The 16,008-nt window shown below is 67.1% G+C and carries 13 protein-coding genes; 3 read left to right on the forward strand and 10 right to left on the reverse strand.

The annotated features are described in order from the left end of the window. Nucleotides 1-57: 57 nt before the first annotated feature. The 8 genes from rseP to rpsB form a co-directional block, all read right to left on the reverse strand. Nucleotides 58-1,443 carry an RIP metalloprotease RseP gene (gene rseP / locus MRS60_RS10770; protein ID WP_175749924.1) on the reverse strand — a complete coding sequence of 462 codons (1,386 nt, stop codon included), beginning with the start codon at nucleotides 1,441-1,443 and terminating at the stop codon, nucleotides 58-60. An 11-nt stretch (nucleotides 1,444-1,454) separates the two neighbouring features. After that, nucleotides 1,455-2,651, reverse strand: a complete 1,197-nt coding sequence (locus MRS60_RS10775; RefSeq protein WP_034184744.1) for a 1-deoxy-D-xylulose-5-phosphate reductoisomerase — start codon at nucleotides 2,649-2,651, stop codon at nucleotides 1,455-1,457. A gap of 15 nt (nucleotides 2,652-2,666) precedes the next feature. After that, entirely contained in the window at nucleotides 2,667-3,488 is an 822-nt protein-coding gene (locus MRS60_RS10780; protein ID WP_243564680.1) for a phosphatidate cytidylyltransferase, read from the reverse strand. Further along, nucleotides 3,482-4,264: a polyprenyl diphosphate synthase gene (uppS, locus tag MRS60_RS10785; protein ID WP_006478494.1), complete on the reverse strand. Its 783-nt coding sequence runs from the start codon at nucleotides 4,262-4,264 to the stop codon at nucleotides 3,482-3,484. The genes MRS60_RS10780 and uppS overlap by 7 nt, the downstream gene beginning before the upstream one ends. A gap of 49 nt (nucleotides 4,265-4,313) precedes the next feature. After that, on the reverse strand, nucleotides 4,314-4,874 hold the full coding sequence (gene frr / locus MRS60_RS10790; protein WP_021159105.1) for a ribosome recycling factor: 561 nt from the start codon (nucleotides 4,872-4,874) through the stop codon (nucleotides 4,314-4,316). Nucleotides 4,875-4,965: 91 nt separating this feature from the next. After that, on the reverse strand, nucleotides 4,966-5,679 hold the full coding sequence (pyrH, locus tag MRS60_RS10795) for a UMP kinase (protein WP_006402648.1): 714 nt from the start codon (nucleotides 5,677-5,679) through the stop codon (nucleotides 4,966-4,968). Nucleotides 5,680-5,832: 153 nt separating this feature from the next. After that, the gene (gene tsf / locus MRS60_RS10800; protein ID WP_034184758.1) at nucleotides 5,833-6,714 is read right to left on the reverse strand and encodes a translation elongation factor Ts; all 882 of its coding nucleotides are present in this window, start codon (nucleotides 6,712-6,714) and stop codon (nucleotides 5,833-5,835) included. 162 nt (nucleotides 6,715-6,876) lie between these two features. Beyond that, entirely contained in the window at nucleotides 6,877-7,617 is a 741-nt protein-coding gene (gene rpsB / locus MRS60_RS10805; protein ID WP_011352461.1) for a 30S ribosomal protein S2, read from the reverse strand. 390 nt (nucleotides 7,618-8,007) lie between these two features. Between rpsB and map the strand changes: the two genes are divergently transcribed. The 3 genes from map to MRS60_RS10820 are packed head-to-tail and all read left to right on the forward strand — an operon-like array spanning nucleotide 8,008 to nucleotide 13,297. After that, entirely contained in the window at nucleotides 8,008-8,823 is an 816-nt protein-coding gene (gene map / locus MRS60_RS10810; protein ID WP_034184742.1) for a type I methionyl aminopeptidase, read from the forward strand. 45 nt (nucleotides 8,824-8,868) lie between these two features. Continuing rightward, nucleotides 8,869-11,445 (forward strand): [protein-PII] uridylyltransferase, encoded by a 2,577-nt coding sequence (locus tag MRS60_RS10815; protein ID WP_243564681.1) that lies wholly within the window; start codon nucleotides 8,869-8,871, stop codon nucleotides 11,443-11,445. Nucleotides 11,446-11,461: 16 nt separating this feature from the next. After that, nucleotides 11,462-13,297: a pseudouridine synthase gene (locus MRS60_RS10820; protein ID WP_243564682.1), complete on the forward strand. Its 1,836-nt coding sequence runs from the start codon at nucleotides 11,462-11,464 to the stop codon at nucleotides 13,295-13,297. Between the two features lie 94 nt (nucleotides 13,298-13,391). On the opposite strand, the gene def is transcribed toward MRS60_RS10820, so the two are convergent. After that, complete coding sequence (def, locus tag MRS60_RS10825; RefSeq protein ID WP_217589404.1) at nucleotides 13,392-13,925, reverse strand: peptide deformylase; 534 nt, start codon at nucleotides 13,923-13,925, stop codon at nucleotides 13,392-13,394. Beyond that, on the reverse strand, nucleotides 13,922-15,997 hold the full coding sequence (gene ligA / locus MRS60_RS10830) for an NAD-dependent DNA ligase LigA (RefSeq protein WP_131947358.1): 2,076 nt from the start codon (nucleotides 15,995-15,997) through the stop codon (nucleotides 13,922-13,924). Before ligA ends, def begins: the two co-directional genes overlap by 4 nt. Nucleotides 15,998-16,008: the final 11 nt, after the last annotated feature.

Consider the following 16,008-nt stretch of genomic DNA (forward strand, 5'->3'; position numbering starts at 1 on the left):
CCCAATATTTAAGCTGCATCAAATCGGGCGACTGCCCAGCGGCGGCCGCCTGACGCTTCAGAAATGGATTAGCCGAGCCAGATCGTTGAACAGCGCGATCGCCGACAACGCGACGATGCAGATCAACCCGGCTCTTTGCAGAATCAGTTGCCAGCGCTCCGAGACGGCTTTCCCGGTCGCGGCTTCAACCGCATAATATAACAGATGCCCCCCGTCCAAAACGGGAATCGGCAACAAGTTCAGGACGCCAAGGCTAATGCTGACAAGGGCGAGGAACGACAGGAACGCCGACGGACCGAGCCGTGCGCTCTTGCCCGCGTAGTCGGCGATCGTCACGGGGCCGGACAGGTTCTTCAGCGACGCGTTGCCCGTGATCATCCGCCCGAACATCCGCAGCGAATACACGGAGATGTCCCACGTGCGGCGCACGCCGAGCCGCAGGCTCTCGATCGGCCCGTAGCGCACGTCGACGGACGGCGCGTGCATCGACAGCGCCGCGCCGATCCGGCCGACCTGCTGCCCCGATTCGTCGTCGCGCTGCATCTGCGGCACGATCGATACCGTCTGCGCGGCGCCGTCGCGCTCGATCCGCAGGTCGAGCGCCTTGCCCGCATGGTGCTTGACGGAATCGATGAAGCGCGACGCGCCGCCGATCGGCTTGCCGTCGAGCGCGACCAGCTTGTCGCCGGCCTTCAGGCCCGCCTGCTCCGCCGCGCTGCCGGGCTGCACCGACGCGACCGACAACGTGCCGCCGCCGGCCTCGAAGCCCAGGTGCGTCATGAAATCGTCATCGAGCTGACTTTCGGGAACATTGCGGAGGTCGACGCGGAAATCGAACGTCGCGCCGCCGTCGCGCGCGCCGAGCACGATCTCGCGATGATCGAACGCGGCCGCCAGCAGCTTCCAGCGCAGGTCCGACCACGACCGCACCGGTTCCGACTCGCCGCCCTGCGCATCGCCTACGCGCGCGTTGCGGATCGACACGATCGTCTCGCTGCCGTCGAAGCCCGCGCGGGCCGCCACCGTGCCGGCGGCCGGCGGCGCGACGATCGCGGCCGGCTCGGTCACGCCGGACGCAAATACGACGGAAAACAGCACGATTGCCAACAGGAAGTTCGCAATCGGCCCGGCCGCGACGATCGCGATGCGCTTGTAGACCGACTGGCGGTTGAACGCCTGGCCGAGCTCCTCGGGCTTGATGCCGGGGCCCGGATCGCGCTCGTCGAGCATCTTCACGTAGCCGCCGAGCGGCAGCGCGGACAGCGTCCACTCGGTGCCCGTCCTGCGGCTGACCCAGCGCGCGACGGGCTGGCCGAAGCCGATCGAGAAACGCAGCACCTTCACGCCGCACCAGCGCGCGACGCGATAATGTCCGTACTCATGCACGACGACCAGCACCCCGATCGCCACCGCAAACGCGATCAGTTCGACCAGCACGTTCATGAGCACTCCATTCAGACAGTACGCTCCACGCGGGGCGCAGGCGCTTTTGCAATGATCGCGGCGGCGAGGCGGCGTGCCTCGGCATCCGCCGCCAGGACGTCGTCGAGCCCGTCGGGCGCGCGGTTCGGCAGCGCGTTGAGCACTGCATCGACCGTCGCCGCGATCGCCATGAAGCCGATCCGGCGCTCGAGAAACGCTTCGACCGCAACTTCGTTCGCCGCGTTCAATGCGGCGCTCGCGATGCCGCCTTCCTCAAGCGCCTTCAGCGCGAGCGCGAGGCACGGGAAGCGCGCGTAATCGGGCTTCTCGAACGACAGCTGCGCGATCTGCGCGAGGTCGAGCTGGTCGACGCCCGCATCGACGCGATCGGGAAACGCGAGCGCATGCGCGATCGGCGTGCGCATGTCGGGGTTGCCGAGCTGCGCGAGCACCGAGCCGTCGCGGTACGACACGAGCGAATGGATCACGCTCTGCGGATGGATCAGCACGTCGATCCGGTCGCCCGGCAGCCCGAAGATCCAGTGCGCCTCGATCACCTCGAGACCCTTGTTCATCATCGTCGCGGAATCGACCGAGATCTTGCGGCCCATCACCCAGTTCGGGTGCTTGCACGCCTCGTCCGGCGTCACGTCGACGAGCGTGGCCGGCTCGCGCGTGCGGAACGGGCCGCCCGACGCGGTCAGGATGATCTTCGAGATCCCGCCGTGCTCGCCCGCATCGCGCGGCATGCACTGGAAGATCGCGTTGTGTTCGCTGTCGACCGGCAGCAGGATCGCGCCATGGTCGCGCACGGCGTCCATGAAGATCGCGCCCGACATCACGAGCGCTTCCTTGTTCGCGAGCAGGATCCGCTTGCCGGCACGCGCGGCCGCGAGGCTCGGCACGAGGCCTGCCGCGCCGACGATCGCCGCGACCACCGTGTCGCAGCCGTCGCTCCTCGACACGTCGACGAGCGCCTGCGGCCCGTGCAGCACGGTCGTCTTGCTGCCCGCCGCGCGCAGTTTCGCTTCGACGTGTGCGGCCGTCGCGGCATCGCCGACCACCGCCACTTCAGGCGCGAAGCGCAGGCACTGCTCGACGAGCTTGTCGCCGTTGCGGTGCGCGGTCAGCGCGTAGACCGAGAAGCGCTCGGGATGGCGCGCGACCACGTCGAGCGTGCTGTCTCCGATCGAGCCCGTGGAACCGAGCAATGTCAGACGTTTTTGCATAACAGAGATAATGGTTTAACCAAGCAGCAGCATCGCGAGCGGCAGCACCGGCAGCAGCGCGTCGACACGGTCGAGCACGCCGCCATGGCCAGGCAGCAGTCCGCTCGAATCCTTCACACCGGCCTGCCGCTTCAGCAACGACTCGAACAGGTCGCCGATCACGCTGTACGCGACCAGCAGCGTCAGCGCGGCCCACGCACCGGGCATTCCGTAGCGCACGGCGAATGCAGAAAACAGGGTCGGCTCGAAAGCATGCGCGGCCGTCGCGACACCGGCGACGACCATCACCGCAAGCCAGCCGCCGATCGCGCCTTCCCAGCTCTTGCCGGGACTGATCGCAATGGCCAGTTTACGCTTTCCGAAAGCCTTGCCCGCGAAGTATGCGCCGATATCGGCCAGCCAGACGACCAGAAGCAGCGACAGCACGAACGGCACGCCCTGCGCGCGCGCCGCGACGAGCGCATGCCAGCAGGCCGCGAACACGATCAACCCGGCCGCCAGCAGGAACGGCCGCCAGACGCCGCCCGCAAGTTCGGGCTTGCGCCGCAGCGCGAACGGGCCGACCAGCAGCCAGAACACGCCGGCCGCCATGAAAAGGGGACGGGACGCAGTCGCATCGATGCCGAGCGGCGTGGTGGCCGCCAGCGCGAGCGCCGCGACGACCGCATAGACGACCGGGGCGGCACCGCCGAGCTTCAGCAGGCGCGCCCATTCCCATGCGGCGAACACGAGCACGACGCCGATCAGCGCGCCGAACGCGGCGAGCGGCGCGAACAGCGTCACCGGCAGCAGCACTGCCAGCATCGCGATCGCCGTGATCACACGGGTTTTCAGCATGAAAGGGAGTCGGCGTTCTGCGATTGCGGTTCGAGCTGCGCGCTCGTGCGCCCGAAACGGCGCTCACGCTCGGTATACGACGCCATCGCGTCGGCCAGTGCCGCGCCGTCGAAATCCGGCCAGTATTTGTCGGTGAAATAGAATTCGGCGTACGCGAGCTGCCACAGCAGGAAGTTGCTGACGCGCTGCTCGCCGCCGGTGCGGATGAAGAGATCGGGCTCCGGCGCATAGGCCATCGCCAGGTGCGGCGCGAATGCGTCCTCGGTCACTTCGACCTCGCGACCCTCGCGCACGGCCTGCTCGACGAGCTTCTTCGTCGCCTGCAGGATGTCCCACCGGCCGCCGTAGTTGGCAGCGATGGTGAGCGTAAGACGGGTGTTGCGCGCCGTCTTGGTCTCGGCGCGGCGAATCAGTTCGCGGATGCGCGGCTCGAAGCGGTCGAGATCGCCGACGACACGCAGGCGGATCCCGTTCGCATGCAGCTTGCCCACCTCGCGCTCGAGCGCGGTGATGAAGAGCCGCATCAGGAACGACACTTCGTCGTTCGGCCGGCGCCAGTTTTCCGAACTGAACGCGAACAGCGTCAGGTATTCGACGCCGGCGCGCGCGCAGCCTTCGACCACCGCCCGCACGGCATCGACGCCGCGGGTATGCCCCGCGACGCGCGGCAAGCGGCGTTCGGTTGCCCAACGGCCGTTGCCGTCCATGATGATCGCGATGTGACGCGGCACGACGCCGACGTCAGGCACGCGAACGGTAGAGCTGGTATAGGTCATGGCCGTTGAGACAGTAATGCGGGAAGAAGGCGGCGCGCGAGGACGGTCGTCAGACCGTCATGATCTCGGCTTCCTTGGTCTGCACGAGCTTGTCGATTTCGGCAACGTGCTTGTCGGTCAGCTTCTGCACGTCGTCGCTCGCGCGGCGCTCGTCGTCTTCCGAGATTTCCTTGTCCTTCACGAGCTTCTTGAGCGCTTCGTTCGCGTCGCGGCGCAGGTTGCGGATCGCGACCTTGGCCGTTTCGCCTTCGCTCTTGACGACCTTGGTCAGCTCGCGGCGGCGCTCTTCCGTCAGCGCGGGCATCGGCACGCGGATCAGGTCGCCGGCCGTTGCCGGGTTCAGGCCCAGATCGGCTTCGCGAATGGCCTTCTCGACCTTCGCGACCATGTTTTTTTCCCACGGCTGCACGCCGATCGTGCGCGCGTCGACCAGCGTCAGGTTCGCGACCTGCGAGATCGGCACCATCGACCCGTAGTAGTCGACCTGCACGTGATCGAGCAGACCGGTGTGCGCACGGCCCGTACGGATCTTTGCCAGATCGTTCTTGAACGCTTCGATCGAGCGCTGCATCTTCTGCTCGACGCCCTTCTTGGTATCAGCGACACTCATTTCAACCTCCGAACCTTCAAACCTTCAAAGAACGCGGGTCCTGCCCGGCGCATCCTGCGCGCCACGGCCAATGACCCGCATCCGCGGGAGTTTACACGTGGACGAGCGTACCTTCGTCCTCGCCCAGCACGATGCGCTTGAGCGCGCCCGGCTTGTTGATCGAAAACACGCGAATCGGCAGCTTCTGGTCGCGGCACAGCGCAAACGCCGTCGCGTCCATCACCTGCAGGTTGCGGCTGATCGCCTCGTCGAAGCTGATCGTCGTGTAGCGCGTGGCCGACGGATCCTTCTTCGGATCGGCAGAATATACGCCATCGACCTTGGTCGCCTTCAGTACGACCTCGGCGCCCACTTCCGAGCCGCGCAGTGCCGCGGCGGTGTCCGTCGTGAAGAACGGGTTGCCGGTGCCGGCCGCGAAGATCACGACGCGGCCCTCCTCGAGCTGGCGGATCGCGCGGGGCCGGATGTACGGCTCGACGACCTGGTCCATCCGCAGCGCGGATTGCACGCGCGCCTCGATGCCGGCGTGGCGCATCGCGTCCTGCAGCGCCAGCGCGTTCATCATCGTCGCGAGCATCCCCATGTAGTCGGCAGTCGCGCGGTCCATGCCGGCCGCGCCGCCCGCGACACCGCGGAAAATATTACCGCCACCGATCACGACCGCCAGCTGCGTACCGAGACGCACGACTTCGGCGATATCGGCCACCATCCGTTCGATCGTCGCGCGATTGATGCCGAAGGCATCGTCGCCCATCAGCGCTTCGCCGGAGAGTTTGAGGAGGACGCGTTTATAGGCATTGGACATAGGGGCTTCCGAGCGACGAGAGGATGACAACCACGAACTGTAGGGGCGAAATACTGATTCGGGCAAGCGCCGACGGTCGGACCGGGGTTCCCGGCCGGCCGGCGGCGCCGGCCGCGGCGGAGCGGACGCCCGCCGCGGGTACTGCCTGACTGCTTACTGCTGCTTTGCTGCTGCGACTTGCGCGGCCACTTCGGCGGCGAAGTCGTCCTGGCGCTTCTCGATGCCTTCGCCGACGACGAACAGCGCGAACTTCTGCACGGCGGAATCCGCTGCCTTCAGCATCTGCTCGATCGTCTGCTTGTCGTTCTTCACGAACGTCTGGTTCAGCAGCGACACTTCCTTCAGGTACTTCTGGACGCTACCGTCGACCATCTTCGCGACGATCTCGGCCGGCTTGCCCGATTCCGCGGCCTTCTGCTCCGCCACACGGCGTTCCGTCTCGATCAGCTCGGCCGGCACGTCGGCCGACGACAGCGCGACCGGCTTCATTGCCGCGATGTGCATCGCGACGTCCTTGCCGACCTGCTCTTCCGCACCCGTGTACTCGACGATCACGCCGATGCGCGCGCCGTGCAGGTACGTTGCGATCTTGTTCGCGGTTTCGAAGCGGACGAAACGGCGGATCGACACGTTCTCGCCGATCTTGCCGATCAGTGCCAGGCGCACTGCGTCGACCGTCGAGCCTTCGAGCGGCAGCGCCGACAGCGCGGCCACGTCGGCCGGGTTCTGCGTCGCGACGAGTTCGGCGACCGTCTTCGAGAATGCGAGGAAGTCGTCGTTCTTCGCGACGAAGTCGGTTTCGCAGTTCAGTTCGACCAGCGCGCCTGCGTTGCCGCCGACGAACGATGCGACGACGCCTTCGGCCGTCACGCGCGATGCCGCCTTGCTCGCCTTGTTGCCGAGCTTGACGCGCAGCAGCTCTTCAGCCTTGGCCAGATCGCCGTCGGCTTCCGTCAGCGCCTTCTTGCACTCCATCATCGGTGCGTCGGTCTTCGCGCGCAGTTCTGCCACCATGCTTGCGGTAATTGCCGCCATCATTCGCTCCTTGAGTCTGTATTCACAACGCCGCCCGCTTGGACGCGAACGGCCGAGATTCGTTTCCGGACCCGCGCCGATTCGGCGCGATCAGGTCCGGCGCACAAGCTTAAAAAAAGGGGGCCTGTTGAGAGCCCCCTTTTTGCGCCGGCTCGGGGCCAGTTACGCGTTTTCCTCGACGTACTCGTCGTCGCCGCGCGCTGCCTGGACCACTTCGTTGACCGCGTTCGCACGGCCTTCCAGGATCGCGTCGGCCACGCCTTCCGCGTACAGCGCGACTGCCTTGCTCGAGTCGTCGTTGCCCGGGATCACGTAGTCCACGCCTTCCGGCGAGTGGTTCGTATCGACCACGGCGATGACCGGCACGCCCAGCTTGTTCGCTTCGGTGACGGCAATCTTGTGGTAGCCGACGTCGACGACGAAGATTGCGTCCGGAATGCCGCCCATGTCCTTCACGCCGCCGATCGACTTCTGCAGCTTGGCGATTTCACGTTCGAACAGCAGCGCTTCCTTCTTGCTCATCTTCTCGGTTTCGCCCGATTCGACGGCCGCTTCCATGTCCTTCAGGCGCTTGATCGACACCTTCAGCGTCTTGAAGTTGGTCATCATGCCGCCGAGCCAGCGTGCATTGACGTACGGCATGCCCGCGCGCTGCGCTTCCTGGGCGATCGTGTCGCGCGACTGGCGCTTCGTGCCGACGAACAGGATCGTGCCGCGGTTCGCTGCCAGCTGGCGCACGTACTTCTGTGCGTCCGTGAACATCGGCAGCGTCTTTTCGAGGTTGATGATGTGAATCTTGTTGCGGTGACCGAAAATGAACGGTGCCATCTTCGGGTTCCAGAAGCGCGTCTGGTGACCGAAGTGGACACCCGCTTCCAGCATTTGGCGCATCGTAACTGCCATGTGAATTCTCCACGAGGGTTGGGTCTTAAGCCGGCCGCCGTACCGCCGCGCGAACCTGCCCCCGAAATACTCCGGAAGGCAACGAATTCCGCGCGGACGGCACCCTGGTTGCGCCGGCTTGCGATTCGACACGTGCAAAACGCCCGTGCCGTAAGCCTGTCACCGCGATGCCGCCCCAACATGGGGCAAACTCGGCATTTGGATATCGACTTAGCCAAAGAGTATAGCACGCCGAGTTGTCGGCTCTCAAGTCGCTCACCACTTTCGCTTGCCGTGCGGCAGCCGGCCGGACAATCCGCGAAAACCCGCATCGGCACGGCCGGCAGGGGCTGCGACGCCCGCCATAAGGTGCGATAATCCATCAATTCACCGCATTCCAGGCATACCTCGATGACTATTACGCTCAAAAACGAACACGATATCGCCGAGATGCGCGTCGCCTGCCGTCTCGCGAGCGAAGTGCTCGACTTCATCACGCCGCACGTCGTCGCGGGCATCACGACCGCCGAACTCGATCGCCTCTGCCACGAGTTCATGCTCAACGAACAGGGCACGATCCCCGCGCCGCTGAACTACCAGCCGCCCGGCTATCCGCCGTACCCGAAGGCCACCTGCATTTCGGTCAACGACGTGATCTGCCACGGCATTCCCGGCGAGAAGGTGATCAAGAACGGCGACGCGCTGAACATCGACATCACCGTGATCAAGAACGGCTACTTCGGCGACACGAGCCGGATGTTCATCGTCGGCGAGGGCTCGATCCTCGCGAAGCGCCTCGTGCAGACCACCTACGAATGCATGTGGCTCGGCATCGACCAGGTCAAGCCCGGCGCGCACCTCGGCGACATCGGCCACGCGATCCAGAAACATGCGGAAGCGCAGGGCTACAGCGTCGTGCGCGAATACTGCGGCCACGGCATCGGCACGGTGTTCCACGAAGATCCGCAGGTCGTCCACTACGGCCGTCCGGGCACGGGCATCGAGCTGAAGCCCGGGATGATCTTCACGATCGAGCCGATGATCAACGCCGGCAAGCGCGACATCCGCACGATGCCCGACCAGTGGACGGTCAAGACGCGCGACCGCAGCCTGTCCGCGCAGTGGGAGCACACGGTGCTCGTCACCGAAACCGGCTACGAAGTGCTGACCGTGTCGGCCGGCACGCCGGCGCGCCCCGTGTTCGCGCAACCGGCCGCCGCAGTCTGAGCGCCGTCGCGCCAGCCCGCCCCGCCCCCACCTGAACGGCCGCCCATGAGCGCTCACGCCGCCCCCTCGCCCGACGCGCTGTCGCGGCGCGCCGAATTCAAGGCCGCCAAGGCCGACATGCTCGAGCGCTTTCGTCGCGCGACGAACGTCGCGTCTCTGATGCACGCGCAGTCGAAACTCACCGACGACGCACTGAAGCGCGTGTGGGACGATTGCGGGCTGCCGGCGACGCTCGCGCTCGTCGCCGTCGGCGGCTACGGGCGCGGCGAGCTCGCCCCTTATTCCGACGTCGACATCCTCGTGCTGCTGCCCGATGCGCACGACCCGGCGCTCGACCCGCGCATCGAGCGTTTCATCGGGATGGCATGGGATCTCGGCCTCGAGATCGGCAGCAGCGTGCGCACGGTCGCGCAATGCATCGAGGAGGCATCGCAGGACGTCACGGTGCAAACCTCGCTGCTGGAAGCGCGCCGCATCGTCGGCAGCACCGCGCTGTTCGAGCGCTTCACGGTGCGCTACCACGAGGCGCTCGACGCCCGCGCGTTCTTCACCGCGAAGGTGCTCGAGATGCGCCAGCGCCACGCGAAGTTCCAGGACACGCCGTACAGCCTCGAACCGAACGTGAAGGAAAGCCCCGGCGGGCTGCGCGACCTGCAGACGATCCTGTGGATCGCGCGCGCGGCGGGTTTCGGCAGCAGCTGGCGCGAGCTCGACACGCGCGGCCTCATCACCGATCGCGAAGCGCGCGAGCTGCGCCGCAACGAGGGTTTCCTGAAGACGCTGCGCGCACGGCTGCACGTGATCGCCGGCCGCCGCCAGGACATGCTCGTGTTCGACCTGCAGACGCAGGCCGCGGAGAGCTTCGGCTACCAGCCGACGCAGGCCAAGCGCGCGAGCGAGCAGCTGATGCGCCGCTATTACTGGGCCGCGAAAGCCGTCACGCAGCTCGCGACGATCCTGATCCAGAACATCGAGGCGCAGCTCTTCCCCGCGACGAGCGGCATCACGCGCGTGCTGTCGCCCGACCGCTTCGTCGAGAAGCAGGGGATGCTCGAGATCGTCGACGACGGCGTGTTCGAACGCCATCCCGATGCGATCCTCGAAGCGTTCCTGCTGTACGAAACGACCCGCGGCGTGAAGGGCCTGTCCGCGCGCACGCTGCGCGCGCTGTACAACTCGCGCGAAATCATGAACAACGCGTGGCGCCGCGATCCGCAGAACCGCGACACGTTCATGCGGATCCTGCAGCAGCCCGAAGGAATCACGCACGCGTTCCGGCTGATGAACCAGACGAGCGTGCTCGGCCGCTATCTGCTGAACTTCCGCCGCATCGTCGGCCAGATGCAGCACGACCTGTACCACGTGTACACGGTCGACCAGCACATCCTGATGGTGTTGCGCAACATCCGCCGCTTCGCGGTCGCCGAGCATGCGCACGAATACCCGTTCTGCAGCCAGCTGATCGGCAACTTCGACCGTCCGTGGGTGCTGTATGTCGCGGCGCTGTTCCACGACATCGCGAAGGGCCGCGGCGGCGACCACTCGACGCTCGGGATGGCCGATGCGCGGCGCTTCTGCCGCGAACACGGGATCGCCGGCGACGACGCAGCGCTGATCGTGTGGCTCGTCCAGCATCACCTGACGATGAGCCAGGTCGCGCAGAAGCAGGACACGAGCGACCCCGAAGTCATCAAGCGCTTCGCCGAACTCGTCGGCAACGAACGGCGCCTCACCGCGCTCTACCTGCTGACCGTCGCCGATATCCGCGGCACGAGCCCGAAGGTGTGGAACACGTGGAAGGGCAAGCTGCTCGAGGATCTGTACCGCGTCACGCTCGCGGTGCTCGGCGGCGCGAACCCCGATGCACACTCGGAGCTGAAGTCGCGGCAGGAACAGGCGCTCGCGCTGCTGCGCCTCGAGACCGTGCCCGACGACGCGCACCGCGCGCTGTGGGATCAGCTCGACGTCGGCTTCTTCCTGCGTCACGATGCGGCCGACATCGCATGGCAGACGCGTGTGCTGTACCGGCACGTGAACGCCGAAACCGCGATCGTCCGCGCGCGGCCGTCGCCGATCGGCGACGCGCTGCAGGTGCTCGTGTACGTGAAGGACCGCCCCGACCTGTTCGCGGACATCTGCGCGTATTTCGACCGCAACGGGCTGTCGGTGCTCGACGCGCGCGTCAGCACGACGCGGCACGGCTACGCGCTCGACAACTTCATCGTCACGCAGACCGAACGCGACGTGCGGTACCGCGACATCGCGAATCTCGTCGAACAGCAGCTCGCGGCGCGGCTCACCGAAACCGCACCGCTGCCGGAACCGTCCAAGGGCCGCCTGTCGAGGCTGTCCCGAACCTTTCCGATCACGCCGCGCGTCGACCTGCGGGCCGACGAGCGCGGTCAGTACTACATCCTGTCCGTGTCCGCCAACGACCGGCCGGGCCTTCTCTATTCGATCGCGCGCGTACTCGCCGAGCATCGGATCGGCGTCCACGCGGCGCGGATCAATACGCTCGGCGAACGCGTCGAGGACATCTTCCTGCTCGCGGGCGCCGGCTTGTCCGACAACCGCCTGCAGATCCAGCTCGAAACCGAATTGCTGCGTGCGATCGCAGTCTGAATGAATCCCAGCGTTTATGCGCACCAAATTGACCGTCAAGAATCCGCGGCCGGCGTCGCCGACCCGCGCACCTGTCCGCTCCGGCAGCCTCGTCGCCCGCAAGGCGGTGCGTCCCGCTGCGCCGCCCGCGGCAGACAAGCCGGCCCGCCCGAAGAAGGCGTCGGGCCCGGCAGCCGCCGGCGAACGCACGTTCAAGCCGCGCGGTGCCGCGGGCGCCGAGCGCCCGGGCGCAGATCGCGCAACGGCCAAGCGTGCGCCGCGCGACGGCGGCGCCGAACGCGGCTATCGCAGCGCTGACGGCAAGCCCGACTCGCGCCCGCCCCGGCGCAGCGACGCCGATGCGCGGCCTCGCCGCGCGGGTGCCGAAGGTGGCGCGCGCGCACCCTATCGCGACAAGGCGGCCGGCGAAGGCGCGAAACGCAGTTTCGACGACCGTCGCTCATCGTCAGATCGCCCGCCCCGTCGCAGCGACGACGATGCACGGCCGCGCCGCGCAGGCGCTGACGACGGCAAGCGCACGCCCTATCGCGACAAGGCAGCTAGCGAAGGCGCGAAGCGCAGCTTCGGCGACCGCCGTCCGCCTTCGGACCGCCCGGCCCGTCGCGGCGACGACGATGCACGACCGCGCCGCGCAGGTGCCGAAGGTGGCGCGCGTGCACCCTATCGCGACAAAGCGGCCGGCGAAGGCGCGAAGCGCAGCTTCGATGACCGCCGTACGTCGTCCGACCGCCCGCCCCGTCGCAGCGACGACGATGCACGACCGCGCCGCGCAGGTGCCGAAGGTGGCGCGCGTGCACCTTATCGCGACAAGGCGGCTGGCGAAGGCGCGAAGCGCAGCTTCGGCGACCGCCGTACCTCGTCCGACCGCCCGCCCCGTCGCAGCGACGACGATGCACGGCCGCGCCGCGCAGGCGCCGACGACGCCAAGCGCACGCCCTATCGCGACAAGGCAGCCGGCGAAGGCGCGAAGCGCAGCTTCGGCGACCGCCCGGCTCGCCCCGCACGCGACGGCGAGCGCCGCGCGTCCGGCACGGGCCTGAAGACCGCGCAACCCATCAAGCGCCAGGCTGCCGACACCGATTACGGTGACGAAACGGGCCTGATGCGCCTGTCGAAGCGGATGTCCGAGCTCGGCATGTGCTCGCGCCGCGAAGCCGACGAATGGATCGAAAAGGGCTGGGTGCTCGTCGACGGCGAACGCATCGACACGCTCGGCACCAAGGTGCGCGCCGACCAGAAAATCGAGATCGACGAGCGCGCAAGTGCCGCGCAGGCCGCGCAGGTGACGATCCTGCTGCACAAGCCGGTCGGCTATGTATCGGGTCAGGCGGAAGACGGCTACGAGCCTGCGGCCGTGCTGATCACGCGCGGGAACCACTGGAGCGGCGACCATTCGCCGCTGCGCTTCTCGCCGCAGCACCTGCACGCACTCGCGCCGGCCGGCCGGCTCGACATCGATTCCACTGGCCTTCTCGTGCTGACGCAGAACGGCCGGATCGCGAAGCAACTGATCGGCGAGCAGTCGGACATCGACAAGGAGTACCTGGTGCGCGTGCGCTTCGGCGAACGGCTCATCGACATCGACCAGCACTTCCCCGCGGAATCGCTCGCGAAGCTGCGCCACGGCCTCGAGCTCGACGGCGTCGCGCTGAAGCCCGCGATGGTGAGCTGGCAGAACGGCGAGCAACTGCGCTTCGTGCTGCGCGAAGGCAAGAAGCGCCAGATCCGCCGCATGTGCGAACTGGTCGGTCTCGACGTAGTCGGCCTCAAGCGCGTGCGGATGGGCCGCGTGATGCTCGGCGCGCTGCCGCAGGGGCAATGGCGCTATCTGTCGGCCGACGAGACGTTCTGACCGCGGGCACGCGACGTGCGCCACGCAATGCAAAAGCCCGCTTGCGCGGGCTTTTTTGTTTCCGGCGGACGACGCGAAACGGGACGCGTGCCGCTCAGTCGTCTTCCGCCGGATCGAGCCCCGGGAACAGCACCTCGGTGAAGCCGAAGCGCGTGAAGTCGGTGATCCGCATCGGATACAGCTTGCCGATCAGGTGGTCGTATTCATGCTGGACCACGCGCGCGTGAAAACCGTCGGCGGCGCGGTCGATCTTCGCGCCGAACTGGTCGAAGCCGCTGTAGCGCACCTTCGCGTAGCGGCTGACGACGCCGCGCATGCCCGGCACCGACAGGCAGCCTTCCCAGCCCTCTTCCATGTCCGGCGGCATGTATTCGATCTTCGGGTTGATCAGCACGGTCTCGGGCACCGGCGGCGCATCCGGGTAGCGGTTGTTGTTGCCGAAGCCGAAGATGATGATCTGCAGCCCGATGCCGATCTGCGGCGCAGCCAGCCCGGCGCCGTTCGCATGGTGCATCGTCTCGAACATGTCCGCGACGATCTCGTGCAGCTCGGGTGTATCGAACCGCTCGACCGGTTTGGCGATTTCGAGCAGGCGCGGATCGCCCATCTTCAGGATCTCGCGAATCATGGCGTATTGCCCTCCAGGAGTTGGTGCAGTCCGTCTTCGTCCAGCACGGGGATGCCGAGTTCCTCGGCCTTCGCGAGCTTGCTGCCGGCTTCGGCGCCCGCGACCACGTAATCCGTCTTCTTCGATACCGAGCCCGCAACTTTCGCGCCCGCCGCTTCGAGCATCTCCTTCGCGGCATCGCGCGTGAGCGTCGGCAGCGTGCCCGTCAGCACGACGGTCTTGCCGGCCAGCACGCCCTGCGGCGCCTTCGGCGCGGGCGGCCCTTCGGGCCACGTGACCTTGCCCGGCGCGCGCAACTGCTCGATCACGGTCCGGTTGTGCTCTTCTGCGAAGAACTGGTGGAGCGACTCGGCGACGATCGGCCCGACGTCGTTGACTTCGAGCAGTTCGTCGATCGATGCATCCATGATCGGCGTCAGCGAGCCGAAATGCTTCGCGAGATCCTTCGCGGTCGATTCGCCGACATGGCGGATGCCGAGCCCGTAGATGAAGCGCGCGAGCGTCGTGTGCTTCGCCTTCTCGAGCGAGTCGAGCAGATTCTGTGCAGACTTCTCGGCGAACCGGTCGAGCTCGGCGAGTGTCGCGAAACCGAGATTGAACAGGTCGGCCGGCGTGCGCACGAGATTCAGCTCGACGAGCTGGTCGATGATCTTCTCGCCGAGCCCGTCGATGTCGAGCGCGCGGCGCTGCGCGAAGTGCCACAGCGCCTGCTTGCGCTGCGCCGGGCAGAACAGGCCGCCCGTGCAGCGCGCGATCGCTTCGTCCGGCAGGCGCTCGATCTTCGAGCCGCACACCGGGCATTCGGTCGGCATCACGAATTCGGCCGCATCGTCCGGACGCCGGTCGAGCAGCGCGCCGACCACTTCGGGGATCACGTCGCCCGCGCGTCGCACGATCACGGTATCGCCGATCCGGATGTCCTTGCGGCGCACCTCGTCCTCGTTGTGCAGCGTCGCGTTGGTCACGGTCGCACCGCCGACGAACACGGGCTCCAGGCGCGCGACCGGCGTGATCGCGCCCGTGCGGCCGACCTGCACGTCGATCGCGACGAGCTTCGTCAGCGCTTCCTGTGCGGGAAACTTGTGCGCGAGCGCGAAGCGCGGCGCGCGCGACACGAAGCCGAGGCGCTCCTGCTCGTCGCGCCGGTTGACCTTGTAGACGACGCCGTCGATGTCGTACGGCAGCGACTCGCGCTTCTCGCCGACCTTGCGGAAGAAGCCGAGCAATCCGTCGGCGCCGTGCACGACCGCGCGCTCGCGGTTCACCGGCAGGCCGAGCGTTTCGTACCAGTCGAGCAGCGCGCTGTGCGTGTCGGGCATCGGCATCCCGTCGAGCACGCCGATTCCGTACGAGAAGAACGACAGCGGACGCTGCGCGGTGATCTTCGAGTCGAGCTGGCGCAGGCTGCCGGCCGCCGCATTGCGCGGGTTCGCGAATTCGCGCTGCTCGGCCGCGCGCTGGCGTTCGTTCAGGCGTGCGAAATCGCGCTTGAACATCAGCACCTCGCCGCGCACGTCGAGCACGGCCGGCACGTTCTTGCCCTTCAGCTTCAGCGGGATCGAGCGGATCGTGCGCACGTTTTCGGTCACGTCCTCGCCCGTCGTGCCGTCGCCGCGCGTCGACGCCTGCACGAACACGCCGCGCTCGTAGCGCAGCGAGATCGCGAGGCCGTCGAACTTCAGTTCGCACGCGTATTCGACGGGCTCCGTCACCGAGCCGGCGAGATCGGTCGTCTTGTCGAGCGCGTCGGCGACGCGCTTGTCGAACGCGACGATGTCCTCGTCGGCGAAGCCGTTGTTCAGCGACAGCATCGGCGCGTCGTGGACGACCGGCGTGAAGCCGCCGGCCGCTTCGCCGCCGACGCGCTGCGTCGGCGAATCGGGCGTCACGAGTTCGGGATGGTCGGTTTCGAGCTGCTGCAGCTCGCGGAACAGCCGATCGTATTCGGCGTCGGGCAGATCCGGCTGGTCGAGTACGTAATAGGCGTAGTTCGCCCGCTCGAGTTGGTCGCGCAGCCACGCGGCGCGCGCGTCGGGCTGGCTGGCTGGCGGTTCGGCTTGGGTTCGGGCCATGCTGGCGGCAG

The organism is Burkholderia pyrrocinia, from assembly GCF_022809715.1.
In the GTDB taxonomy this organism is placed as follows: Bacteria; Pseudomonadota; Gammaproteobacteria; order Burkholderiales; family Burkholderiaceae; genus Burkholderia; species Burkholderia pyrrocinia_C.

Coding starts and splice junctions, on each gene's coding strand:
- MRS60_RS10775 (WP_034184744.1), bottom strand. CDS start 2,651: ATGCAAAAACGTCTGACATTGCTCGGTTCCACGGGCTCGATCGGAGAC.
- def (WP_217589404.1), bottom strand. CDS start 13,925: ATGATTCGCGAGATCCTGAAGATGGGCGATCCGCGCCTGCTCGAAATC.
- MRS60_RS10780 (WP_243564680.1), bottom strand. CDS start 3,488: ATGCTGAAAACCCGTGTGATCACGGCGATCGCGATGCTGGCAGTGCTG.
- uppS (WP_006478494.1), bottom strand. CDS start 4,264: ATGACCTATACCAGCTCTACCGTTCGCGTGCCTGACGTCGGCGTCGTG.
- map (WP_034184742.1), top strand. CDS start 8,008: ATGACTATTACGCTCAAAAACGAACACGATATCGCCGAGATGCGCGTC.
- rseP (WP_175749924.1), bottom strand. CDS start 1,443: ATGAACGTGCTGGTCGAACTGATCGCGTTTGCGGTGGCGATCGGGGTG.
- MRS60_RS10815 (WP_243564681.1), top strand. CDS start 8,869: ATGAGCGCTCACGCCGCCCCCTCGCCCGACGCGCTGTCGCGGCGCGCC.
- ligA (WP_131947358.1), bottom strand. CDS start 15,997: ATGGCCCGAACCCAAGCCGAACCGCCAGCCAGCCAGCCCGACGCGCGC.
- tsf (WP_034184758.1), bottom strand. CDS start 6,714: ATGGCGGCAATTACCGCAAGCATGGTGGCAGAACTGCGCGCGAAGACC.
- rpsB (WP_011352461.1), bottom strand. CDS start 7,617: ATGGCAGTTACGATGCGCCAAATGCTGGAAGCGGGTGTCCACTTCGGT.
- frr (WP_021159105.1), bottom strand. CDS start 4,874: ATGAGTGTCGCTGATACCAAGAAGGGCGTCGAGCAGAAGATGCAGCGC.
- MRS60_RS10820 (WP_243564682.1), top strand. CDS start 11,462: ATGCGCACCAAATTGACCGTCAAGAATCCGCGGCCGGCGTCGCCGACC.
- pyrH (WP_006402648.1), bottom strand. CDS start 5,679: ATGTCCAATGCCTATAAACGCGTCCTCCTCAAACTCTCCGGCGAAGCG.